The sequence below is a fragment of the Acinetobacter sp. ANC 5600 genome (assembly GCF_002018395.1).
GTDB lineage: Bacteria > Pseudomonadota > Gammaproteobacteria > Pseudomonadales > Moraxellaceae > Acinetobacter > Acinetobacter amyesii.
Genome location: NZ_MVKW01000002.1, coordinates 629,322 through 652,805, shown reverse-complemented (window position 1 = coordinate 652,805; position 23,484 = coordinate 629,322). Strand labels below are relative to the sequence as shown.

19 protein-coding genes, 1 tRNA gene and 1 pseudogene are annotated in these 23,484 nt (G+C 41.4%); 18 read left to right on the top strand and 3 right to left on the bottom strand.

The window, feature by feature from the left end:
* From tuf to B1201_RS06845, 12 genes and pseudogenes are all read left to right on the top strand, one after another.
* Positions 1 to 252, top strand: a pseudogene (gene tuf, locus B1201_RS06900) (elongation factor Tu); the annotation flags it as partial.
* A gap of 55 nt (positions 253 to 307) precedes the next feature.
* Positions 308 to 383 (top strand) — tRNA-Trp (locus B1201_RS06895).
* Between the two features lie 76 nt (positions 384 to 459).
* Complete coding sequence (gene secE / locus B1201_RS06890) at positions 460 to 900, top strand: preprotein translocase subunit SecE (protein WP_078189832.1); 441 nt, start codon at positions 460 to 462, stop codon at positions 898 to 900.
* 7 nt (positions 901 to 907) lie between these two features.
* Positions 908 to 1,441, top strand: a complete 534-nt coding sequence (gene nusG, locus B1201_RS06885; protein ID WP_078189831.1) for a transcription termination/antitermination protein NusG — start codon at positions 908 to 910, stop codon at positions 1,439 to 1,441.
* Positions 1,442 to 1,556: 115 nt separating this feature from the next.
* Entirely contained in the window at positions 1,557 to 1,985 is a 429-nt protein-coding gene (rplK, locus tag B1201_RS06880) for a 50S ribosomal protein L11 (protein ID WP_004868049.1), read from the top strand.
* Between the two features lie 3 nt (positions 1,986 to 1,988).
* Positions 1,989 to 2,684, top strand: a complete 696-nt coding sequence (rplA, locus tag B1201_RS06875) for a 50S ribosomal protein L1 (RefSeq protein ID WP_078189830.1) — start codon at positions 1,989 to 1,991, stop codon at positions 2,682 to 2,684.
* Positions 2,685 to 2,985: 301 nt separating this feature from the next.
* On the top strand, positions 2,986 to 3,492 hold the full coding sequence (gene rplJ, locus B1201_RS06870) for a 50S ribosomal protein L10 (RefSeq protein WP_078189829.1): 507 nt from the start codon (positions 2,986 to 2,988) through the stop codon (positions 3,490 to 3,492).
* A gap of 48 nt (positions 3,493 to 3,540) precedes the next feature.
* On the top strand, positions 3,541 to 3,912 hold the full coding sequence (rplL, locus tag B1201_RS06865; protein WP_078189828.1) for a 50S ribosomal protein L7/L12: 372 nt from the start codon (positions 3,541 to 3,543) through the stop codon (positions 3,910 to 3,912).
* Positions 3,913 to 4,215: 303 nt separating this feature from the next.
* Positions 4,216 to 8,304 carry a DNA-directed RNA polymerase subunit beta gene (rpoB, locus tag B1201_RS06860; RefSeq protein WP_078192843.1) on the top strand — a complete coding sequence of 1,363 codons (4,089 nt, stop codon included), beginning with the start codon at positions 4,216 to 4,218 and terminating at the stop codon, positions 8,302 to 8,304.
* A 141-nt stretch (positions 8,305 to 8,445) separates the two neighbouring features.
* Positions 8,446 to 12,645, top strand: coding sequence for a DNA-directed RNA polymerase subunit beta' (gene rpoC / locus B1201_RS06855; protein WP_078192842.1), 4,200 nt, complete (start codon positions 8,446 to 8,448; stop codon positions 12,643 to 12,645).
* 160 nt (positions 12,646 to 12,805) lie between these two features.
* On the top strand, positions 12,806 to 13,348 hold the full coding sequence (locus tag B1201_RS06850; RefSeq protein ID WP_078192841.1) for a hypothetical protein: 543 nt from the start codon (positions 12,806 to 12,808) through the stop codon (positions 13,346 to 13,348).
* Between the two features lie 129 nt (positions 13,349 to 13,477).
* On the top strand, positions 13,478 to 13,834 hold the full coding sequence (locus B1201_RS06845) for a DNA transfer protein p32 (RefSeq protein ID WP_078192840.1): 357 nt from the start codon (positions 13,478 to 13,480) through the stop codon (positions 13,832 to 13,834).
* A gap of 50 nt (positions 13,835 to 13,884) precedes the next feature.
* Here the strand turns inward: B1201_RS06845 and B1201_RS06840 are convergent, their stop codons facing one another.
* Positions 13,885 to 14,367: a DUF4442 domain-containing protein gene (locus tag B1201_RS06840; protein WP_078192839.1), complete on the bottom strand. Its 483-nt coding sequence runs from the start codon at positions 14,365 to 14,367 to the stop codon at positions 13,885 to 13,887.
* A gap of 128 nt (positions 14,368 to 14,495) precedes the next feature.
* Here B1201_RS06840 and B1201_RS06835 point away from each other — a divergent pair, with 128 nt between their 5' ends.
* The 6 genes from B1201_RS06835 to B1201_RS06810 all read left to right on the top strand — a co-directional run bounded on the left by B1201_RS06835 (position 14,496) and on the right by B1201_RS06810 (position 20,703).
* Complete coding sequence (locus B1201_RS06835; protein WP_078192838.1) at positions 14,496 to 15,371, top strand: alpha/beta fold hydrolase; 876 nt, start codon at positions 14,496 to 14,498, stop codon at positions 15,369 to 15,371.
* A 96-nt stretch (positions 15,372 to 15,467) separates the two neighbouring features.
* Positions 15,468 to 16,835 carry a Na+/H+ antiporter family protein gene (locus tag B1201_RS06830; RefSeq protein ID WP_078192837.1) on the top strand — a complete coding sequence of 456 codons (1,368 nt, stop codon included), beginning with the start codon at positions 15,468 to 15,470 and terminating at the stop codon, positions 16,833 to 16,835.
* Between the two features lie 306 nt (positions 16,836 to 17,141).
* Positions 17,142 to 17,732, top strand: coding sequence for an OmpW/AlkL family protein (locus B1201_RS06825; protein WP_078192836.1), 591 nt, complete (start codon positions 17,142 to 17,144; stop codon positions 17,730 to 17,732).
* A gap of 156 nt (positions 17,733 to 17,888) precedes the next feature.
* Complete coding sequence (locus tag B1201_RS06820; RefSeq protein ID WP_078192835.1) at positions 17,889 to 18,236, top strand: lysozyme inhibitor LprI family protein; 348 nt, start codon at positions 17,889 to 17,891, stop codon at positions 18,234 to 18,236.
* A gap of 117 nt (positions 18,237 to 18,353) precedes the next feature.
* Positions 18,354 to 20,273, top strand: coding sequence for a molecular chaperone HtpG (htpG, locus tag B1201_RS06815; RefSeq protein WP_078192834.1), 1,920 nt, complete (start codon positions 18,354 to 18,356; stop codon positions 20,271 to 20,273).
* A 154-nt stretch (positions 20,274 to 20,427) separates the two neighbouring features.
* Positions 20,428 to 20,703: a hypothetical protein gene (locus B1201_RS06810; protein WP_078192833.1), complete on the top strand. Its 276-nt coding sequence runs from the start codon at positions 20,428 to 20,430 to the stop codon at positions 20,701 to 20,703.
* Positions 20,704 to 20,771: 68 nt separating this feature from the next.
* Here the strand turns inward: B1201_RS06810 and B1201_RS06805 are convergent, their stop codons facing one another.
* Together B1201_RS06805 and B1201_RS06800 are read right to left on the bottom strand one after the other, a co-directional pair.
* Complete coding sequence (locus B1201_RS06805; protein WP_228144761.1) at positions 20,772 to 21,932, bottom strand: hypothetical protein; 1,161 nt, start codon at positions 21,930 to 21,932, stop codon at positions 20,772 to 20,774.
* Positions 21,933 to 22,030: 98 nt separating this feature from the next.
* Positions 22,031 to 23,479: a hypothetical protein gene (locus B1201_RS06800; protein ID WP_078192832.1), complete on the bottom strand. Its 1,449-nt coding sequence runs from the start codon at positions 23,477 to 23,479 to the stop codon at positions 22,031 to 22,033.
* Positions 23,480 to 23,484 lie beyond the last annotated feature (5 nt).

Genomic DNA, 23,484 nt, shown 5'->3' with positions numbered 1-23,484 from the left:
CTTTCTAAAGACGAAGGTGGCCGTCATACTCCATTCCTTAACGGTTACCGTCCACAGTTCTACTTCCGTACAACTGACGTAACTGGTGCGATCTCGCTTAAAGAAGGCGTTGAAATGGTTATGCCTGGTGACAACGTAGAAATGTCAGTAGAATTAATCCACCCAATCGCAATGGACGCTGGCTTACGCTTTGCGATCCGTGAAGGTGGCCGTACAGTTGGTGCGGGTGTTGTTTCTAAAGTAACTGCATAATATAATACAGTTATCTTTGTACAGATCGAGAGTTTCGACTCTCGATTTGCTCTGCAGGTCAGTAGTTCAATTGGTAGAGCGTCGGTCTCCAAAACCGAATGTTGGGGGTTCGAGTCCCTCCTGGCCTGCCAAATTTTTTTAAAAAGAAGCTTGATGCTGGCTCAACTGGTCATATAATAAGTCGCGAATCCTACGACGAGTACAAAAATGTCGAATGATAAATCGCGTGACGCATTAAGCGACGCGCCAATTCCTCAAAGAAATAATCCTGCTGAAGTTGTTAATTCTGGTTCCCCTTTAGACTATGTTCTGTGGGTTATCGCGTTGATTTTACTCGGTAGTTCTATGATGGTGAATCAACATTTGCCAGCATACTGGGCACCAGCGAATGATGTTTGGGTCCGTGTTGGGGTAATTTTGGCTTGTATCATCGTGGCTTTAGGTTTATTATACGCCACCCATCAAGGCAAAGGCTTTGTTCGATTGTTGAAAGATGCTCGAATTGAGTTACGTCGAGTGACTTGGCCAACCAAGCAAGAGACCATGACCACATCTTGGCAGGTACTTGCGGTAGTCTTAGTGGCATCTATTTTATTATGGTGCTTTGACTATGCTTTGAGCTGGTTAATGAAGTTTATTATCGGGTAAGAGAGCTATGAAACGTTGGTACATTATTCATGCCTATTCTGGTTATGAAAAACAAGTGTTACGCTCACTTAATGATCGAATCCAGCGTAGCGCTGTAGCCGATAGCTTTGGTGAAGTCCTTGTCCCTACTGAAGAAGTAGTGGAAATGAAGGATGGTAAGAAACGTAAATCTGAGCGTAAATTCTTTCCCGGCTATGTGTTAGTCGAGATGGAAATGAATGATGAAACTTGGCACATTGTTAAAGAATGTCCAAAAGTATTAGGTTTCATCGGTGGTACTGCAGAAAAGCCTGCACCAATTACGCAAAAAGAAGCTGATGCGATTCTTGCACGTGTACGCAATACTGGCGAAGCACCTCGTCCTAAGACGATGTTTGAACCAGGTGAAGAATTACTCGTAATTGACGGTCCATTCACCGATTTTAAAGGCGTGGTGGAAGAAGTTCTATACGATAAGTCACGTTTGACGTTGACGATTAATGTATTTAATCGACCAACTCAGGTTGAGCTGGAATTTCGCCAAGTCGAAAAATCGGTTTAATTTAACTTGGTTGATAAACGCCCGATTTGTTATGAGTCGGGCATTGTTGTTGTAACGGTATCGTTACTTATATGTATGGGGAGCCTAGCGGCGTTAGTACCCAGAGGTAATTGAAATGGCTAAGAAGATTGACGGCTATATCAAGCTGCAAGTTCCAGCTGGTAAAGCAAATCCATCTCCACCGATTGGTCCTGCACTAGGTCAACGTGGTGTTAACATCATGGCATTCTGTAAAGAATTCAATGCTGCGACACAAAAAGTTGAAGCTGGTCTTCCAATTCCAGTAGTGATCACTGTGTACAACGACAAGTCGTTCACATTCATCATGAAAACTCCTCCTGCTGCGATTCTTCTTAAGAAAGCTGCGGGCATCCAAAAGGGTTCAGCTGTACCTAACAAAACTAAAGTTGGTAAGTTGACTCGCGCTCAATTAGAAGAAATTGCGACTACTAAAGAACCAGATCTTACTGGTGCTGATTTAGACGCACGTGTACGTACCATTGCTGGTTCTGCGCGTTCTATGGGCTTGGAAGTGGAGCTATAAGACATGGCTAAATTAACTAAACGTCAAAAAGCCATTGTTGCTGCTGTTGAAGCTAACAAAGTTTACACTTTGGAAGAAGCAGTTGCAGTTCTTAACGGCCTTCCAGCAGTAAAATTCAAAGAATCTTTGGATGTTGCTGTAAACCTAGGTGTTGATCCTCGTAAATCTGACCAAGTTGTTCGTGGCGCGACTACACTTCCTGCAGGTACTGGTAAAACTGTACGTGTAGCTGTGTTTGCTCAAGGCGCTGCTGCTGAAGCTGCTAAAGCTGAAGGCGCGGACGTTGTTGGTTTTGATGATCTTGCTGAAAGCATCCAAGCGGGTAACCTTGACTTTGACGTAGTAATTGCAGCTCCGGATGCAATGCGCGTTGTTGGTAAGTTAGGTACGATTCTTGGTCCACGTGGCTTAATGCCAAACCCTAAAGTGGGTACTGTAACTCCTGACGTAGCTTCTGCTGTTAAAAACGCGAAAGCTGGTCAAGCACGTTACCGTGTAGACAAAGCGGGTATTATCCACGCTGCGATCGGTCAAGTAGGTTTTACTGCTGAAGCTGTTCGTTCAAACGTTGAAGCTCTTGTAGCTGACCTTAAGAAAGCAAAACCTGCTACTTCTAAAGGTGTTTACATCCAAAAGATCACTCTAAGCTCTACTATGGGTCCTGGTCTTGTTGTTGATGTAGCAAACGTTTCTAAATAAGTTTCGACTTATTACAGAATTTTAAAGCCCTGAGTAATATTTAAAGCGCTGCTTTAAATATTACGCAAGAAGCGCTTCGTCGTATATTGCGTAATTCAGGCAAACTTTGAATTGATAAATTTAGATTTATCAGCGTCAAAGACCTCAGGCGAGGGAAGTTTTATGCTTTCTTCTTAATAGCCCAGCCTGAGTAGACGCGGTGGTGTGATTTGTTCCTCCTCCGCGTGTTGGTTCAGTGATGAGCTAACGAATTGGGAGTGCATCTGTATAGGTGCATAAATCACCGTTAGGAGGTTTTACAATGGCTCTTCTTATCGAAGGCAAAAAACAGATCGTAGCTGAAGTAACTGAAGTTGCTTCTACTGCGTATGCTGCTGTTGTTGCTGACTATCAAGGTTTAACTGTTGAGCAATTAACTGCTCTACGTGTTGAAGCTCGTAAACTAGGTGTTGCTACTCGTGTAGTTCGTAACACTTTGGCTAAACGTGCTCTTCAAGATACTCAATTCAATATCTTGAGCGACAACCTTGTTGGCCCAACAATCTTAGCTTTCTCAACTTCTGAAGACGACATGGGCGCAGCTGCTCGTTTGTTCGAAGAATTTGCTAAAACTAATAAAGCATTTGAACTTAAAGCTGCTGCATTTGACGGTAAAGTTTATCAAGGTGCTGAAGTTAGCGTTATCGCGAACCTTCCAAACCAAGAGAAAGCGCTTACTATGCTTGCAAGCGTTCTTCAAGCTCCTATTTCGAAATTGGGTCGCCTTATTACTGCGCTCAAAGAGAAAAACGAGTCAGAAGCTGCTTAAGCTTAAATCAATTTACACACCATTCAATACCCATTTGGAGTTACTCTCATGGCTTTAACAAACGAAGAAATCTTAAACGCAGTTGCTGAAAAAACTGTTCTTGAACTTGTTGAACTTATTTCTGCTTTCGAAGAAAAATTCAACGTATCTGCTGCTGCTGTAGCAGTTGCTGCTGCTCCTGGCGCTGCTGGTGCTGCTGCTGAAGAACAATCAGAATTCAACGTTGAGTTGACTTCTTTCGGTGCTAACAAAGTTGCTGTAATTAAAGCAGTTCGTGAAGCTACTGGCCTTGGTCTTAAAGAAGCTAAAGATCTTGTTGAAAGCGCTCCTTCAGTTCTTAAAGAAGGCGTTTCTAAAGAAGAAGGCGAAGAACTTAAGAAAAAACTTGAAGAAGCTGGTGCTACAGTTACACTTAAGTAATCTTAAGGGGAGTCGATTTTTTTATAATCGGCCCCAAAAAATGGCTGGTGGCCCTTGGGTCATCAGCCTTTTTGCGTTACAATAATCGGCTCGATTTTTGTTTGCATGATATAAAAATCATACAAATTAAAAATAATTTATAAAACCAAACGCTTACCAATATTTTTCAGTAAAAAATATTGTTAAGCGTTTTAATACCACTAAAAATTGCAGCATTTGTGAAAGTGGTGGCCATATCGGCCTGCGTAATTCCTTCTAAGTTCGTTCTGCAGGCGGACTTAGTTTACTTTCCGAGGACTCCAGATGGCATACTCATATACCGAAAAGAAACGGATCCGTAAGAATTTTGGTAAATTGCCCAAGGTAATGGATGTTCCGTACTTGCTCGCGATTCAAGTCGACTCGTACCGAACTTTCCTTCAAGACGGCAAAACTCCAAAAAACCGCGAAGATATCGGTCTCCAAGCCGCATTTCGTTCAGTTTTTCCTATTGAAAGTTATTCTGGCAATGCTGCTTTAGAATTTGTTGAGTATAGTCTTGGTAAGCCTGAATTTGATGTGCGCGAATGTATTCTTCGTGGCTCAACTTATGCGGCGCCAATGCGTGTAAAAATTCGTCTGATCATTAAAGATCGCGAAACTAAAACAATCAAAGACGTGCGTGAGCAAGAAGTCTACATGGGTGAAATGCCACTTATGACAGACAACGGTACCTTTGTGATCAATGGTACTGAGCGTGTAATTGTATCTCAATTACACCGTTCACCAGGTGTATTCTTTGACCACGATAAAGGCAAAACTCACTCTAGCGGTAAAGTTCTTTATTCTGCTCGTATCATTCCTTACCGTGGTTCATGGTTAGACTTTGAATTCGATGCAAAAGATCTTGTATATGTTCGTATTGACCGTCGTCGTAAATTACTTGCGACTGTTGTGCTTCGTGCCTTGGGTTATAACAACGAACAAATCCTAGACATGTTCTACGAAAAAGTACCTGTATATCTTGATATGGGTAGCTATCAAATTGACTTGGTTCCAGAACGTCTACGTGGCGAAATGGCACAGTTTGATATCGTGGGTACAGACGGTAAAACAATTGTTGAACAAGGTAAACGTATTAACGCGCGCCATGTTCGTCAAATGGAAGCAGCAGGTCTTGAAAAACTTTCTGTTCCTGATGAATACCTATATGAACGTATTGTTGCTGAAGATGTAACGTTACGTGATGGCGAAGTAATTGCTGCAAATACAGTACTAAGCCATGAAATTATGGTGAAATTGGCTGAAGGCGGCGTTAAACAATTCAACGTACTTTATACCAATGACATCGACCGTGGCCCATTCATTGCGGACTCTTTACGTGCAGATACTACAACTGGTCGTGAAGAAGCACTTGTAGAAATCTACAAAGTGATGCGTCCGGGTGAGCCACCAACAAAAGAAGCTGCTGAAAACTTATTCAACAATTTGTTCTTCTCTTCTGAACGTTATGACTTATCACCAGTAGGTCGTATGAAGTTCAACCGTCGTTTGGGTCGTCCTTACGAAGTGGGTACGGATCAGAAGTCTCGTGAAGTTGAAGGTATTCTTTCGAACGAAGACATCACTGATGTATTGAAAACATTAGTTGAAATCCGTAACGGTAAAGGTGAAGTCGATGATATCGATCACTTGGGTAACCGTCGTGTTCGTTCTGTTGGTGAAATGACAGAAAACCAATTCCGTGTTGGTCTAGTTCGTGTTGAACGTGCTGTTAAAGAACGTTTATCTCAAGCTGAAACTGACAACTTGTCTCCGCAAGATTTAATCAATGCGAAACCAGTTGCTGCTGCAATCAAAGAATTCTTTGGTTCAAGCCAGTTGTCTCAGTTCATGGACCAAAACAACCCGTTGTCTGAAATTACACACAAACGTCGTGTATCAGCATTGGGCCCAGGTGGTTTGACTCGTGAGCGTGCGGGCTTCGAAGTACGTGACGTACATCAAACTCATTATGGTCGTGTATGTCCAATTGAGACTCCTGAGGGTCCAAACATTGGTTTGATCAACTCACTTTCTGTTTATGCGAAAGCGAATGATTTTGGTTTCTTAGAAACGCCTTACCGTAAAGTTGTTGATGGTCGTGTAACGGATGACGTTGAATACCTTTCTGCGATTGAAGAAGTAGGTACTGTGATTGCACAGGCCGATTCAGGTGTAGATAAAGACGGTAATTTAATAGAAGAATTTGTTTCTGTACGTCACCAAGGTGATTTCGTACGTATGCCTCCTGAAAAAGTGACGCATATGGACGTATCTGCACAGCAGGTTGTATCTGTTGCTGCATCACTTATTCCATTCCTTGAACACGATGATGCCAACCGTGCATTGATGGGTTCAAACATGCAACGTCAGGCAGTACCTACGTTGATCGCTGACAAGCCGCTTGTTGGTACAGGTATGGAAGCAAACGTAGCGCACGACTCAGGTGTATGTGTTCTTGCGAAACGTGGTGGCCGTATTGAATTCGTCGACGCGTCTCGTGTTGTTATTCGTGTAAACGAAGACGAAATGATCGCGGGTGAAGCAGGTGTAGATATCTACAACCTGATCAAATATACACGTTCTAACCAAAACACTTGTATTAACCAAAAAGTGCTTGTAAGCCTTGGTGATCAAGTGGGTCGTGGTGACGTATTAGCTGATGGTCCATCTACAGATGGCGGTGAATTGGCATTGGGTCAAAACATGCGCGTAGCATTCATGACTTGGAACGGTTACAACTATGAAGACTCGATCTTATTATCTGAGCGTGTGCTTCAAGAAGATCGTTTAACATCCATCCACATTCAAGAATTGTCATGTGTAGCACGTGATACTAAATTGGGTGCGGAAGAAATTACTGCCGATATCCCGAACGTGGGTGAAGCAGCACTTTCTAAACTTGATGAGTCAGGTATTGTTTACATCGGTGCAGAAGTAACAGCGGGCGATATCCTTGTAGGTAAAGTAACACCTAAGGGTGAAACTCAACTTACTCCGGAAGAAAAACTTCTTCGTGCAATCTTTGGCGAAAAAGCGGCTGACGTTAAAGATTCATCTTTACGTGTATCTTCTGGTGTTAAAGGTACTGTTATTGACGTTCAAGTGTTTACACGTGATGGTCTTGAAAAAGACGAACGTGCTCAAGCAATTGAAAAAGCTCAATTAGATGCTTACCGTAAAGATTTGAAAGAAGAATTCAAAATCTTTGAAGAAGCAGCTCGTGAACGTATTGTTCGTTTGTTGAAAGGTCAAGAATCGAATGGTGGCGGTACAACTAAACGCGGTGACAAATTAACTGAAGAGTTATTGTCTGGTCTTGAGTTGGTTGATCTTATTGAAATCCAACCAGTTGACGAAGCGATTGCTGAGCGTTTAACTCAAATTCAAGTGTTCTTGAAAGAGAAGAGCCTTGAAATTGACGAAAAATTTGCAGAGAAAAAACGTAAATTGTCTACAGGCGATGAACTGACAACTGGCGTATTGAAAGTTGTTAAAGTTTACTTGGCTGTAAAACGTCGCATCCAACCGGGTGATAAAATGGCGGGTCGTCATGGTAACAAAGGTGTTGTATCAAACATCCTACCTGTAGAAGACATGCCACACGATGCAAACGGTGTTCCAGTTGATGTTGTACTTAATCCACTGGGTGTACCATCACGTATGAACGTGGGTCAGATTCTTGAAACTCACTTAGGTATGGCGGCTAAAGGTCTTGGCGATCAAATCGACAAGATGATGAAAGAGCAACGTACTGTACTTGAGCTTCGTGATTTCTTAGACAAGATTTACAACAAAGTTGGTGGCGAACAAGAAGATCTTGATAGCTTGACTGATGAAGAAATCTTGGTGCTTTCAGGTAACTTGCGTAAAGGTGTTCCTTTAGCAACACCGGTATTTGATGGTGCTGAAGAATCACAAATCAAAGAATTGTTAGAACTTGGTGGCATTTCACGTACTGGTCAAACAGTATTGTATGATGGTCGTACAGGTGAACGTTTTGACCGTCCAGTAACTGTGGGTTACATGTACATGTTGAAACTGAACCACTTGGTTGACGACAAGATGCATGCGCGTTCTACTGGTTCTTACTCTCTAGTAACTCAACAGCCGCTTGGTGGTAAAGCACAATTCGGTGGTCAGCGTTTCGGTGAGATGGAAGTATGGGCACTCGAAGCTTACGGTGCAGCATACACACTTCAAGAAATGCTTACTGTGAAGTCGGATGACGTTGAAGGTCGTACCCGTATCTATAAGAACATTGTAGATGGTAACCATTACATGGACCCAGGTATGCCTGAATCGTTCAACGTATTGACCAAAGAGATCCGTTCTTTAGGTATCAACATTGAACTGAAAAATGGTGACTAATTAGCTCCATTGAATCTCCCTTGTGAAGCAGTGCTTCTCACCTCTTTAATCAAGAGGGGCAAGGGGGATTTCTCAGTTAAAAAAACAATATTTGTGACCCAGTTGTGAAGTGAAAATCTCCACAACACACGGAGAAAAAAATTGAAAGACTTGCTCGATATCATGCGCAAAAAGACGGATTCAGACGGTCATGCTCCTGTAGAGTTTGATCGCATCCGTATTGGTCTTGCGTCACCAGAAATGATTAAGTCGTGGTCTCATGGTGAAGTTAAAAAGCCTGAAACCATTAACTATCGTACGTTCAAACCTGAACGTGATGGTTTATTCTGTGCCAAAATCTTTGGTCCAGTAAAAGATTACGAATGCTTGTGTGGTAAATACAAGCGTATGAAATACAAAGGCGTCATTTGTGAAAAATGTGGCGTTGAAGTAACAACTGCAAAAGTACGTCGTGAGCGTATGGGTCATATTGACCTTGCTTCTCCAGTTGCACATATTTGGTTCTTAAAATCACTTCCTAGCCGTATCGGTCTGCTTTTAGACATGACTTTACGTGATATCGAACGTGTATTGTATTTCGAATCATACGTTGTAACTGACCCAGGTATGACTCCACTTGAGAAATACCAACTTCTAAACGATGAAGAATACTTCACTGCTTTAGAAGAACACGGTGATGAATTCACTGCGAAAATGGGTGCAGAAGCAGTTCAAGATTTGTTGAAAGACATCGATCTTGAAGCTGAAATTTCACGTCTTCGTGAAGAAATTCCAAATACAACTTCAGAAACGAAGCTTAAAAAAGCTTCTAAACGTCTGAAATTGATGGAAGCGTTCAAAGAGTCGAACAACAAACCAGAATGGATGGTGATGAATGTACTTCCAGTACTTCCACCTGATCTTCGTCCGTTGGTTCCTCTAGAAGGTGGTCGTTTTGCGACTTCTGACTTAAACGATCTTTACCGTCGTGTAATTAACCGTAACAACCGTTTAAAACGTCTACTAGACCTTGCAGCACCAGACATTATCGTACGTAACGAAAAACGTATGTTACAAGAGTCTGTTGATGCATTGCTTGATAACGGTCGTCGTGGTCGTGCAATTACTGGTTCGAATAAACGTCCTCTTAAATCTTTGGCAGACATGATCAAAGGTAAACAAGGTCGTTTCCGTCAAAACTTATTGGGTAAACGTGTCGATTACTCTGGTCGTTCGGTAATTACCGTAGGTCCGACTTTACGTCTTCACCAATGTGGTCTTCCGAAAAAAATGGCGCTTGAATTATTCAAACCATTCATTTTTGCGAAACTACAAGCATCTGGCCAAGCGACAACCATTAAAGCTGCGAAGAAAATGGTTGAGCGTGAAACTCCAGAAGTTTGGGACGTACTTGCTCACGTAATTCGTCAACATCCAGTGATGTTGAACCGTGCGCCTACACTTCACCGTTTGGGTCTTCAAGCATTTGAACCAACCCTGATTGAAGGTAAAGCGATCCGTCTTCACCCGTTAGTTTGTGCGGCATTTAACGCCGACTTCGACGGTGACCAAATGGCGGTACACGTACCATTAACACTTGAAGCTCAGTTAGAAGCTCGTGCGTTAATGATGTCAACAAACAACATTCTTTCTCCTGCGAACGGTGAGCCAATCATCGTACCTTCTCAGGACGTTGTCTTAGGCTTGTACTACATCACTCGTGATGCGATCAATGCCAAAGGTGAAGGCATGGTGTTTGCGGATACTGACGAAGTAAACCGTGCACTTGCAACAGGTCAAGTTGATTTACACGCTCGCGTAAAAGCACGTGTACACCAAACTGTCATTGACGAAAATGGTAACCGTGAACAACAAACCATTGTTGTAGACACAACTCCAGGTCGTTGTTTACTTTGGGAAGTTGTACCTGAAGGTATGGATTTCCAACAAATCAACGTTGAGATGACTAAAAAGAACATCTCTAAATTGATCAACTCTTGCTACCGTAAATTAGGTCTTAAAGATACTGTTATCTTCGCTGACCAATTGATGTATTTGGGCTTCCGTCAAGCGACTCACTCAGGTGTGTCTGTTGGTATGGAAGACATGTTAATTCCGCCACAAAAACAAGCAATTATCGAAAAAGCTGAAGTTGAAGTTCGTGAAATTGAACAACAATTCGAGCAAGGTTTCGTAACTGCCGGCGAACGTTATAACAAAGTTGTCGATATTTGGGCGCGTACAAACGACCAAGTAGCGAAAGCGATGATGGACAACTTGTCTTTCACAACTGTTAAAAACAAACAGGGTGAAGACGAGAAACAAAAATCATTCAACTCGATCTACATGATGTCTGACTCAGGTGCCCGTGGTTCGGCAGCTCAGATTCGTCAGTTAGCGGGTATGCGTGGTTTGATGGCGAAACCAGATGGTTCGATCATTGAAACACCAATTAAAGCGAACTTCCGTGAAGGTTTGACCGTACTTCAGTACTTCATTTCAACACACGGTGCACGTAAAGGTTTGGCCGATACTGCATTGAAAACTGCGAACTCAGGTTACTTGACTCGTCGTTTGGTTGACGTTGCACAAGACTTGGTAATTACTGAGCCAGATTGTGGTACTTTCGACGGTCTTGTAATGACTCCGTTCATTCAAGGTGGCGATGTCATCGAGAACTTAGGTACTCGAGTATTGGGTCGTGTACTTGCTGAAGATGCGAAGAAACCAGGTTCGGATGATGTGATTCTTCCACGTAATACTTTAATCGACGAAAAACTTGCAAACTACTTAGAAGAGCAAGGTGTCGATGAAGTGAAAGTACGTTCAGTTGTAAACTGTGAATCTACTTTCGGTGTATGTGCGAAATGTTACGGTCGTGACCTTGCTCGCGGTCACTTGGTGAATCCAGGTGAATCTGTGGGTGTAATGGCTGCTCAATCAATTGGTGAGCCAGGTACACAGTTAACAATGCGTACGTTCCACGTGGGTGGTGCTGCGAGCCGAACTTCTGCTGCTAACAGCGTACAAGTTCGTAACAAAGGTACAGTACGTTTCCACAATGTGAAAACAGTACAACACGCTAAAGGTCACTTGGTATCAACTTCACGTTCAGGTGAAATCGGTATCGCAGATGACATCGGTCGTGAACGCGAACGTTACAAAATTCCATACGGTGCTTCAATCATCATTAAAGATGGAGAAGCTGTGGAAGCTGGCGGTATCGTAGCGACTTGGGATCCGCATACACATCCATTGGTTACCGAAGTTGCAGGTAAAGTGCGTTTCAGCCAAATCGCTGATGGCGTAACTGTGACATCGAAAACTGATGATGCAACAGGTATGACGACTATTGAGGTACTTCCAGTAACTTCACGTCCAGCATCTGGTAAAGATATGCGTCCAGCTGTTGTATTGGATACAACAGATGGCGGCGAACAGTTCTACTTCCTACCACAAAACACGATTCTGACTGTGCGCGACGGCGAAACAATTGGTGTCGGTGACGTTATTGGTCGTGTACCACAAGAATCTTCACGTACACGTGATATTACCGGTGGTCTACCGCGTGTAGCTGACTTGTTCGAAGCACGTAAACCGAAAGAACATGCGATCCTTGCTGAAATTTCAGGTATCGTAAGCTTCGGTAAAGAGACCAAAGGTAAGAACCGTCTTGTGATTACTCCGGATGATGGCTCTGAGATTTACGAAGAGCTAATTCCGAAATGGCGTACGATTAACGTGTTCGAAGGCGAGCATGTGAACCGTGGTGAAACCATTTCTGATGGTCCGCAAAACCCACACGACATCTTACGTTTGAAAGGCGAAGTTGCACTGACAAACTACATCGTGAACGAAGTTCAGGACGTATACCGTCTGCAAGGTGTAAAAATCAACGACAAGCACATTGAAGTGATCGTACGTCAAATGCTTCGTAAAGTTGAAATCACTGACGGTGGTGATACAAGCTTCATCAAAGGCGAGCAAGTGGAATACATCCGCGTTGTTCAAGAAAACCAAGCTGTGGCAGCTCAGAACAAGTTCCCAGCGAAGTTTGAACGTCAATTGATGGGTATTACCAAAGCGTCGCTTTCTACTGACTCGTTCATTTCTGCTGCATCGTTCCAGGAAACAACTCGTGTGTTAACTGAGGCTGCTGTAACAGGTAAAGAAGATGAATTACGTGGTCTGAAAGAAAACGTAGTTGTAGGTCGTCTGATCCCAGCGGGTACAGGTTTGGCTTACCACTTAGAACGTCGTCGTCAAGAGTCTGAAGCTGCAGAGCTTGAGCTTCACAATGACTTCTCTGATGTTGATCAAGCATTAAGCCAAGCATTTAGCGATGAATTTAACGGTCTTTAATTAGCCCTTAAATCATTCAAAAAAGCCACCTTTGGGTGGCTTTTTTTATGCGGACGAATTGAAAATTAAAGCTTTCCTAATGTTGATTTATTTCCTATAGTAAAAATAGAACATAACAAATCTCTTGATTTTTAAACTTAAACATAACGGGGTCTTTTTGATGAAATTCACACAGCAAGTATTCGCAGTTTTTGCATTATTCAGCTCATTGACAGCGATTGCTGCACCTATGCCCAATTCGATTGTGGTAGAAGATAAAGCTGTAGTTCCAGTACTAAAAACAGAAGTGATTCGCCGTGTTGCAGGTCAAGAACCTGTACGCCAAGTGACTGCAACAGTGTTAGAAATGACCAATAAAGGTCAGGATATCGTGGCACGTGAAATTGAACTTTCAGATCATCAAAGTGATTTTTCTGAAAAGAAATTATCGATTCCAGTACTACAACGTGGTGGTGTCATCGTCCCGACTTCTAAAATTGAAACCAAGACGACGGTGAAGCAGGACGGTCAGATTATTCGTCAAAACACCAATATTGATGCAGAAGGTGTAGAGTTTAAGAAAGGGCAAGACCCGATTAAACGCACGCTAAAACTAGATCAGGCAACAGATCCAGAAAGCAAAGCCAAATTCTCTCATGCGGTGCTGACTGAAAATGGTGAAACAACAAAAGATTTGATGATTTTGGATGAAAACCCTGAGTGATTCGTGAGCGATTAGGCATGGTTTTTACAAAATGCAGCATTTATGCTCCAAGCCGTAACAAGCTATGTTTAATTGTTTCATACAATGGTTTTAGAATCATAGGTATTAAAGAAGACAAGGAACATCACAATGAAAAAAGTAATGAGCGTATGCGCAGTCGCGATGATGTCGACCCTAATGCTTGCTGGTTGTGAAAGCATGTCGCCAAATGAACAACGTATTGGTGCTGCAGCTTTAGGTGGTGCCATAGGTGGTGGTGTGGGTAATAATGTCGGTGGTGGTGTAGGTGCAGCCGTTGGTGGTGGTGCTGGTGCAGCTGTCGGTAGTAAAACTCAAAACGGTTCAAACCGAAATGCCACATATAGTGGTGTAGGTGGTGCGATTGGTTCTGCAGTCGGTAAAAGTATCTTTGGTGGTAACACTGGTGCTGCGATTGGTGGTGCAATCGGTGGTGGCGCAGGTGCTGCAATTGAGCAAAATCGCTAATCCAATCCGATAAATTTGAATGAAAAGGCGCTTAAAGATAAGCGCCTTTTTTATTTGCGTGGATGGGGTTGCTTGCGACGAATGTATAGCGTTTTTTGAATTTCAGCGATACGTAAGCCTGCTTCATCAAAAATATTTAAGCTATAGTTCCGTAAAACAGGTGCGTGGTTATCTGCTAAGTTTTTAATATGATTGATTTCATTTGGGTCGAGCTGGATGTCGGCGTATACCGTTCCACGCCCGGGAGATAAAAATTGGATATTTGCCGCTTTGTCCCACACGATATAACGTGAGCCAAGGTGATGCATCAAAATCAACATATAAAATGGGTCAACCATTGAATATAGACTACCGCCAAAATGTACACCGACAATATTTTGATTTTTTCGAGTTAATGGCATTTTGACGCGAATGTGATAATTGGCGAGATCAATTTTATCAATCGAAATGCCAGCACCTTTATAAGGGGCATAATGATTGAGTAAGAATTTAGAGACAATAGGCATTGTCATTATTTTCTGGATTATGCTCATACTGGGTCAATTTTTTTTTATGCTGAACTTTGCATACTAAATGAGTTTCAAAACTGTGGCATTGATCACATTGCCCATGTTCACAAATAAAACGTCAATTCGATGGAATCGATAAAAGGACAAGAAGAATGCAACCACTAAATACGCAATGGGTGAATACCACAGATCAACAACGGCTCTATGTAAAGACATGGGGTGATGAAACCAAGCCCGCTTTGGTTTTGGTTCATGGTTATCCTGATAATCAGGAAGTATGGGAACCGGTTATTGAACATCTTGGTTCTGAATTTTATATTGTGAGCTATGACGTGCGAGGTGCAGGGCAGTCCTCTGTGCCCCGTAAAGTACGAGATTATCGTTTGGAGCAATTATCACTTGATTTAGATAGTGTGACGCAAGCGGTATTAGGCGAGCGTAGTTTTCATTTAGCCGCGCATGATTGGGGCTCTATCCAATCTTGGGAATCGGTAACTGAGCCAAAATTTCGCTCACGTATTTTGTCTTATTCAACTATTTCTGGGCCATGTTTGGATCATGCGGCATTTTTGCTCAGAAATAGCTTTAAGCATCAGCAGAAAAAATTACTCAAATTATTAAGTAAGTCATGGTACATCGGGGTATTCCAATTACCATTTTTGGCACCGACGGCGTGGCATTTTTTGAATGCTGAACGTTGGGGAAAAATTGTGAATGATTTAGAACGTACTCAAGAATTGCCTTTGAATCATAATATTCAGCATGATGGTAAACACGGTATTGCGCTTTACCGTGCTAATTTTATTCCCCGCTTAACTCAGCCTAGACAACGTCATGCCGTCTGTCCTGTACAAGCGATTGTGTTGAAACATGATAATTTTGTCAGTCCAGATTACATTAAAGAATTACCTAATTGGGTTGAAGATTTATCTGTAGTTGAAGTCAATGCCAATCATTGGGCCGTGCTGAGCCAACCCGAAAAAATTGCAAGTTACATCGCTCAATTTGCGCAATCACAGCAGCTTTAAGTAAATCGTTCAACAGTGGCAGTTTCATCGATAGGGGGCTAAATAGCGAGCAAATTCTGATAAAATACGGTTTTTTGTCAGACTCCCTTTTTTCTTATGTTTGCTATTCTTGCCGCAATTACAGTCATGTTTGGACTGTCGCTGGCACGCGTGCCTGTTGTATTTGCGCTGATCATTGGTGCAGTAACAGGTGGCTTGTTAGCTGGTCTTGGTATTCATGGCACCATCGAAGCGTTTAATAGTGGCTTAGGCAACGGTGCTCAAATCGCACTTGCTTATGGCGTGTTGGGGGCATTTGCTTTGGCACTTGCGCGTTCAGGTTTGCCAGATTTACTGGCTTATCAACTCATTACTAAACTCAAAGGTAACAGTAATGTGAAAGCCCAGAATCGCGTGAAATACGTAATTTTCGCTACTATCGCTTTAGCCGCCGTATGTTCACAAAACGTGATTCCAGTGCACATTGCGTTTATTCCAGTATTAATTCCACCATTACTCAGCGTATTTAATCATTTAAAACTTGACCGTCGTTTGATTGCTTGTGTTCTGACTTTTGGTCTTGTGGCGACTTATATGCTGGTACCTTTTGGTTTTGGTGCTATTTTCCTTAATGATATTTTAGGTCAAAACATCAATACCTTTGGTAAGCCATACGGTTTCAACATCAGCTATGATCAAATTCCAACTGCTATGGCAATTCCAGTATTTGGGATGTTTGTTGGCTTATTAATTGCTGTTTTTTATAGCTACCGTAAACCACGAGAGTATGCTGACGTTCAGGTTAAGGAATCACAGCACACCATCTCATCTGATGTAAAAGCAGATGAAAATGGTAAACCACAAGTCGCTAAATTTACTTTGATCATGGCTGCGGTAGCAGTAGTTGCTACGCTTTCTGTTCAAGTCATATCTGAGTCGATGATTTTGGCGGGTCTGGTTGGTGTTGCGATCTTAAGCTGTGCAGGTATTTTTAAGTGGAAAGAAGCCGATGATGTCATTATCAGTGGTATGCGCATGATGGCACTGGTGGGTTTCATTATGATTTCTGCGCAAGGCTTTGCATCTGTGATTGAGGCTACGAATCAAGTACCAACACTGGTACAAGCTTCAGTTGAATGGATTGGAAACAGCCAAGGTTTAGCGGCATTTTGGATGTTATTAATTGGGTTATTAATTACCTTAGGTATTGGTTCTTCATTCTCAACAATCCCAATTTTGGCCATTATTTATGTACCACTTTGTATTCAATTTGGTTTTAGCCCAGCGGCAACGATTGCCATTATTGGTACAGCAGCAGCTTTGGGAGATGCAGGTTCTCCAGCATCAGACTCAACTTTAGGGCCAACATCAGGTCTTAATATGGATGGTCAGCATGACCACATGAAAGATAGTGTGGTACCGACCTTCATTCACTACAATATTCCATTAATGATCTTTGGTTGGATTGCCGCAATGGTACTCTAAAAAATTTTCAAAGATAAATAAGAAGGCGATTATATAATCGCCTTTTTTGTTATTTAATCCTGAGGATTTTGGTTGGATTAAAATAATTCATTTTATTAATTCTGATTAAAATGGTTGGTATATTTTAAATAATAAGTTAATTATAATGGTTGATAAATAAAACCAACCTTTGAGCTATGATTAAAATAAATATAGTTAATTAATAATAACTTATATAATAGTGTAATAAATTATTAAATAATGTTATTGCATAATTTTAATACTAATGTTTAATATTAATTATTCATTCTAGAAGGTTGCTTTAAAATGTTAAAACAAGCTGCTCTTATTGCATTATTGGGTATGTCTGCTTCAGCGATGGCTGGTCAATGGCAGGTAAAAGTTGGTGGGTCTGTAATCGCGCCAACAGCAGATACTGATATCCTAGACGGTGCTGCGACTGTAAAAGCAGACAATGAATATGCATTTACACCATCGGTGGAATATTTCTTTAACGACAACATTTCAGCAGAATTGCTTTTGGCAACTCCAATCAATCATGATGTGCTGTTAAACGGTGATAAGGCTGTTAAGCTTAAACACTTACCGCCAACGATTACTGCGAAATATAATTTTAAAAATTCAACACGCTTTACACCATATATCGGTGTGGGTGGTACAGCCTTTGTTGCTTGGGATGAAGAATCAGATCTAGGTAAAGTTAAAGTAAAAGAAGATTTTGGTTTTGCTGGTCAAATCGGCTTTAACTACCAGCCAGCTGATGCTAAAAATTGGGGTGTTTTCTTTGATGCGCGTTATGCACAGATCAGCCCAGAAGTTGAAATTAAAGATGTTACAACTTTTGATTTAGATATCGATCCAATGGTGTATACAATTGGTTATAGCTACAAATTCTAAGCTGTAACTGATCTTAAAACCCTGCCATTAGGCAGGGTTTTTTATGCAGAATATTCCATTCATCAGTTGATCGAATTGAACAAATAGGCAATAGAAAATTTAGGTGGAACTGTTAGAGTCGAAATAAATCAGCAAGTTGGAAGAAGAGAAAAGACGATGAAAAAAATTATTCAGGGTATGCTGGTCTTGGGCAGTGCTTATTTTATTTCGACAAGTTATGCCGCAAGTTTTGATTGTAAAAAGGCGAAAACCATTACCGAACATGCGGTTTGTGATAACCGGAGTATTAATGATGCCGATGTCAAAATGGCCACGACCTATACGATTATTCGTCATTTAGCTCCCATGGGGACACGTGGTGCAATTCAAGATCAACAAATAAAATGGCTACAACTACGCGATCAGTGCCGTGACAATGTCAGTTGTTTAAGTGATGTATATAAAATGCGGCAGCAAAAACTGGATCTCTACATGGACCGCGTTTATAAACAAGGACCTTTTTAAACCTTAAAATTTAGTGCGACAGAATAAAAATTTTCCATTCACACTATTGAAAAATAGTGAAGTCCCTCCATTCATATAGGCAATTGATAATTTTACTCAGTATGAACGGAGAGACTGATGAGCGAACAACAATCTCAAAAACACAGCTTCCAAGCGGAAGTGGCTCAGTTACTGCATTTAGTAACACATTCTTTATATTCAAATCCTGAAATTTTCCTTCGTGAGTTAGTATCAAACGCATCTGATGCCTGCGATAAATTACGTTTTGAAGGCATTAACCATCCTGAATATTATGAAAATGATCCAGATTTACATGTGCGTATTCATTTAAATAAAGAGCAGAAGACAATTACCATTTCGGATAATGGTATTGGTATGACACAACAAGAAGCGATTGATCATTTGGGTACGATTGCTAAGTCTGGCACTAAAGATTTTATGTCGAAGCTTACGGGTGATCAAAAGTCAGATGCACAATTGATTGGTCAATTTGGTGTGGGCTTCTATTCAGGTTTTATTGTTGCTGAAAAAATTACAGTGGAATCACGTCGTGCTGGGGTAAATGCTGCTGAAGGGGTACGTTGGGTTAGTAATGGTACAGGTGAGTTTGATGTAGAGCCAATTGATAAGGCTTCACGTGGAACCGACATCATTTTGCATTTACGCGAGGATGCTTTAGATTATTTGGATCGTTACAAAGTTAAGCAGATTATTAATAAATACTCTGATCATATTAGTTTGCCAATTGAGATGCAGAAAGAAGTTTGGCAACAAGAGGAAGCTGCCGAAGGCGAAGAAGCAAAACCTGGTCAATATGTACTGACGGATGAATGGGAAGCGATTAACTCAGCAAGTGCATTATGGACGCGTAATAAAAATGAGATCAGTGAAGAACAATATACTGAGTTTTATAAAAACCTGAGCCATGATTTTGAAGCCCCGCTTGCATGGACACACAACCGTGTAGAGGGAAGTACGGAATATACACAGTTACTTTATATTCCATCTCGCGCACCAAGCAATATTTTCACACGTGAAGCTAAAGCAGGAATTAAGCTCTATGTGAAACGTGTATTTATCATGGATGATGCGGATAATTTGATTCCAAATTATTTACGTTTTGTTCAAGGTGTGGTGGATAGCGCAGACTTACCACTTAATGTAAGCCGTGAATTATTACAAGAAAGTCGCGACGTTAAAACGATTCGTGAAGGTAACGCCCGCCGTATTTTAACAGTGCTAGATAGTTTGGCGAAATCTGAAGATGTTGCTGATCAAGAGAAGTTTGCAAAATTCTACGCTGAGTTTGGTTCAGTCTTAAAAGAAGGCTTAGGCGAAGACATGGCGAATCGTGAGCGTATTCTAAAATTATTACGCTTTGCTTCGTCAAATAATGATGAAGTGAAAACATCATTTGCAGACTATAAAGCCAATATGAAAGAAGGCCAAAAGGCAATTTACTATGTGACTGCTGATAGTTTAAATGCTGCGAAAAACTCACCACAACTTGAATTGTTCAAGAAAAAAGGTATCGAAGTGCTGCTCATGACTGAACGAGTGGATGAGTGGGCGATGGAATTTGTTTTTGAGTTTGATGGAACACCATTACAGAATGTATCAAAAGGTGCAGTTGATTTGGGTGATCTACAAGATGCTGAAGAGAAGAAAGCACTTGAGGAAGCTGCTGAGCAGTTTAAACCTGTTGTTGAAAAACTGTCGGATGCGTTAAAAGATAAGACCTCTGAAGTGCGTGTAACAACACGTTTAGTGGACTCTCCTGCGTGTTTGGTGGTGGCTGAGGGTGAGTTATCACCGCAACTGGTCCGTATGCTAAAACAAGCAGGACAAGCGGTTCCCGAGTCAAAACCAGTCTTGGAAATCAATCCATCCCATCCGTTGGTACAAAAATTAGAAGGTTCAGCGCAATTTGATGATTTGGCGAATGTGATCTTCGATCAAGCGTTGATTGCTGAAGGCGGTTTACCCGAAGATCCTGCCCAATACATCAAACGGATTAACAGCTTATTGCTGAAGTAACGGTAGATATGAAATGAACCTCCTTCGGGAGGTTTTTTTATTTGGTTTTTCGATAGAGCACATGAATAAAAACGTCCATGTTTTAATCTTTAAAATAAATTAAAAATAAATAATTAATCTATAATAGCGATCGTTAAGTATTGGGAATCTTAAGATGAAAATTTTAGTGATCGCTGTAATGGGCTCGCTGCTCTCTATGGGCCTCATGCAATCTGCTCAGGCAGACAGCGCTAAGCAAAAAATGGTGCGTAATGACCGTGTGCAGGTTTCAAAGCAGATCGCACAATACGATATCAACCCTTTTGTTGATAGTCGCCGTGTGATGCGAAATGATCGTGTTCAGTATAGTTTTCCTAAAGTGAAAAAAGTCGCTGAAAAACAGCCGAGTATTGTACGTAATGATCGTGTACGTGTGATTAAGAAAAATTGAAGCTGAGTTATTTAAAAAAAGCCCATCCTGTTGAGATGGGCTTTTTATTCGCTGTGAAATAGCGGGTTCTAGAACAAGGCTTCAAGGCGCACTAAAGCGCCCACAAAGTGGCTTTTATCGTCACGATGGTTGTTGAGGTAGTTGAGATCACCTTGGATATAAAACCATTCGCGCAGAAAGGGCTGTCGCCATGATACATAGGGTCCCCAACTGTTTAAACGCAGTTGATCGTTATTGTAAAAACCACCTGTATATAGGCCGTAGTTGAATCGGTTACCTTTAAAAAATTGGTGTTGGCGGTAACTGAAGTTATCCCATTTCAGATCATCATCCTGTGCATCTGCATAGGTCAGGTTGAATTGGTTTGAGATAAAGGGTTGGCCTGGACGGGCATGGGTTAATTCTAAATTGGTTCTTAGATAATTTTCACTATCGATACCATAACGATAAATTTGTTCGGCTAAAAAACTGTAATCATTGTCGAGTTGCCATTTTTTAGCTGCTTTTAAGCGGACATATAGGTCATCACCAGAACGTAAACCGAGATCAACGTCAGTTTCGAAGGGCAGTCGATCTGAAATTTCTGACCAACGTAAAGCCAGTGAACTGTTATCTTCACGGGTTTGCTTATTGTCATAATTTTTATCACTACGCCCCGCAGGGTTTTCATTGGTAATTGCAGCATTATTTTCTAATTCATTATCAAGTGAGTCATCACCAAAGACCACACTCAATTTTTTCTCTAAAGTGGGAAGCTTAATTTTACCGCGAATACGTGGCTTAATTTCGTATTCATCGTGCTTATTCCAACTGTTGTCTAAAATCACCCTAAGGGTAGCATTGGCTGGTTTATCAGGCTCACTTTGCCCAAACCAGTTATCCATGCGAACGGCCGTTCGATCTGCCCAATTTCGGACTTTCTTCTGTTGTCGATCGGTCCAGCTATTATTTTCCGTTTGTTCTGTTGTCGGAACAATGGGGTGATCTGATTGTTCAGGTAAGAAGGTCGGTGTTGCATCAATCCAACGTGGAATTTGATCTAAAAAATCATAGGTTTTTGGCATGATATACGGTGAACTATGCTCGGTTGCAGGCACATCCTGCGAATGTTCACCCTCAGTTTCATTGACGACAGCATCAGTTTCATTGGCCCAAGCAACTTGATACATCAAGCTCATTGATGCGGAAAAAAGCAAAGTCCGAATAAAGTACTGTTGTTTTTTATGCATATGTTTTGGCTCTATTTAATTATCATCTGAGTATCCTGCATCTGTAGTTTTGTTATTTTTATCGGATAAATGCAAGCCAAACTACAAAATAAATGCAATTAATCTTCGGTCATTTGCTTAAGTGCTTGATAAAGCGAAATCACATCAATGGGTTGAGGCAATTGTTGGATCACATTTTGGATGCTTTGCCAATTTAAACCTTGCTGTCGATGGAGGATCAAATAGGGAAGGGCTTGTTCGGTACGCAAGAGTGCCATGCGTTTTTGACCGTGGATTAAACGTATTTTTTGACGTTCTTGTAATAATAACAGCGGGGTATGTAGCGTCGGTTCAGGTTCATCAAAATGAATGAATTTTTGCGTATGAATTAACTGTGCCGGGATAAATGGATAATAGTCGTTTTGCGACCAAATTATTTCAGCCTGCTGAGACTGTTGATAGAGCTGATCAGGTGCAGCACAGAGTTGCTCTAGATTGTCCCATGTCATGACTTTAATCGCGGCAATTTCATGTTGATGTTGTTGGCAAAACAGTTGAGAGAGTCGAATGGCTTCCATTTGCGTTTGCGCACCAAACAACAAGAGATATTTGATGAAGCGGCCCTCGGTATTGATTTGCTCTGCTAAATACAGCGGCTGGTTTTTCCAATCTGTACCATCTATCGTATGCAATAGAACATCAAGTTGTGTTGTGAGTTCAGGCTGATCTATAAACTGCAATTCATACAAGGCCAATTGCGCATCGATGTTTTGCAGCGTTTGAACGCGAGCGGCATATTGAGCGATTTGAACCTGTTCAGGAAGTTCAACGCCTGCCATTGTCGAGTTGAGATGTTCCTCCGATGGCGCATGTGTTGGCTGCTCAATTAGAACAAGAGGAACGGTATCAGGTGCAGAAAGCTCCGGTTTATTTGTATTTGAGTTATCAAGCAACGTATCCGCTTCATTGATTTGCTTATCGCAATGATCTATATCGACAGATCCATCTTTATTTATTGTTTCAATCGGCAGTAGGGCATCCACACTTGCTGCAACATTGTTTGGTGCTGTGCTGACTTCTTCTTTTAGGCGTACGGCATGTAGACGTAGATCGATATCACTGATTAAACATTTATATAGCTGTTGTTGCTCAATTAACCAATCATAGCATTCACTGAAATTGCCCCATTCACTGAGTAACGCCGTGCGCTGTTTAGCTGGAATCATCCAAACTTGCCAACCTAATTCATGGTCATGCAGCAAGGCCCAACCCATCTCTGGATATTGATATAAAGCATTTTCAAGTGCAGCATCATGGTTAAAATAGCCACGAAATAACAATGAATATGGCGTTTGTTTGGAAAATTCAGTGGCAGCCATTTGTGGCTTAGTTAATGCACGATAACTTAATATTTGCTTTTGAAAAATCGGTTCGTCGCATAAGGCAAAAATTTCATGAATCCGACGTTTAGAAAGCGCAGTTTCATAAAAACTCAAAGCACGGTGTTCAAGTTGATGGGTCAGTACATGGATTTCTTTTATTAATTGTACTTTCTCTTGTAAATTCATTTGTC

Coding starts and splice junctions, on each gene's coding strand:
- secE (WP_078189832.1), top strand. CDS start 460: ATGTCGAATGATAAATCGCGTGACGCATTAAGCGACGCGCCAATTCCT.
- nusG (WP_078189831.1), top strand. CDS start 908: ATGAAACGTTGGTACATTATTCATGCCTATTCTGGTTATGAAAAACAA.
- rplK (WP_004868049.1), top strand. CDS start 1,557: ATGGCTAAGAAGATTGACGGCTATATCAAGCTGCAAGTTCCAGCTGGT.
- rplA (WP_078189830.1), top strand. CDS start 1,989: ATGGCTAAATTAACTAAACGTCAAAAAGCCATTGTTGCTGCTGTTGAA.
- rplJ (WP_078189829.1), top strand. CDS start 2,986: ATGGCTCTTCTTATCGAAGGCAAAAAACAGATCGTAGCTGAAGTAACT.
- rplL (WP_078189828.1), top strand. CDS start 3,541: ATGGCTTTAACAAACGAAGAAATCTTAAACGCAGTTGCTGAAAAAACT.
- rpoB (WP_078192843.1), top strand. CDS start 4,216: ATGGCATACTCATATACCGAAAAGAAACGGATCCGTAAGAATTTTGGT.
- B1201_RS06850 (WP_078192841.1), top strand. CDS start 12,806: ATGAAATTCACACAGCAAGTATTCGCAGTTTTTGCATTATTCAGCTCA.
- B1201_RS06845 (WP_078192840.1), top strand. CDS start 13,478: ATGAAAAAAGTAATGAGCGTATGCGCAGTCGCGATGATGTCGACCCTA.
- B1201_RS06840 (WP_078192839.1), bottom strand. CDS start 14,367: ATGAGCATAATCCAGAAAATAATGACAATGCCTATTGTCTCTAAATTC.
- B1201_RS06835 (WP_078192838.1), top strand. CDS start 14,496: ATGCAACCACTAAATACGCAATGGGTGAATACCACAGATCAACAACGG.
- B1201_RS06830 (WP_078192837.1), top strand. CDS start 15,468: ATGTTTGCTATTCTTGCCGCAATTACAGTCATGTTTGGACTGTCGCTG.
- B1201_RS06825 (WP_078192836.1), top strand. CDS start 17,142: ATGTTAAAACAAGCTGCTCTTATTGCATTATTGGGTATGTCTGCTTCA.
- B1201_RS06820 (WP_078192835.1), top strand. CDS start 17,889: ATGAAAAAAATTATTCAGGGTATGCTGGTCTTGGGCAGTGCTTATTTT.
- htpG (WP_078192834.1), top strand. CDS start 18,354: ATGAGCGAACAACAATCTCAAAAACACAGCTTCCAAGCGGAAGTGGCT.
- B1201_RS06810 (WP_078192833.1), top strand. CDS start 20,428: ATGAAAATTTTAGTGATCGCTGTAATGGGCTCGCTGCTCTCTATGGGC.
- B1201_RS06805 (WP_228144761.1), bottom strand. CDS start 21,932: ATGCATAAAAAACAACAGTACTTTATTCGGACTTTGCTTTTTTCCGCA.
- B1201_RS06800 (WP_078192832.1), bottom strand. CDS start 23,479: ATGAATTTACAAGAGAAAGTACAATTAATAAAAGAAATCCATGTACTG.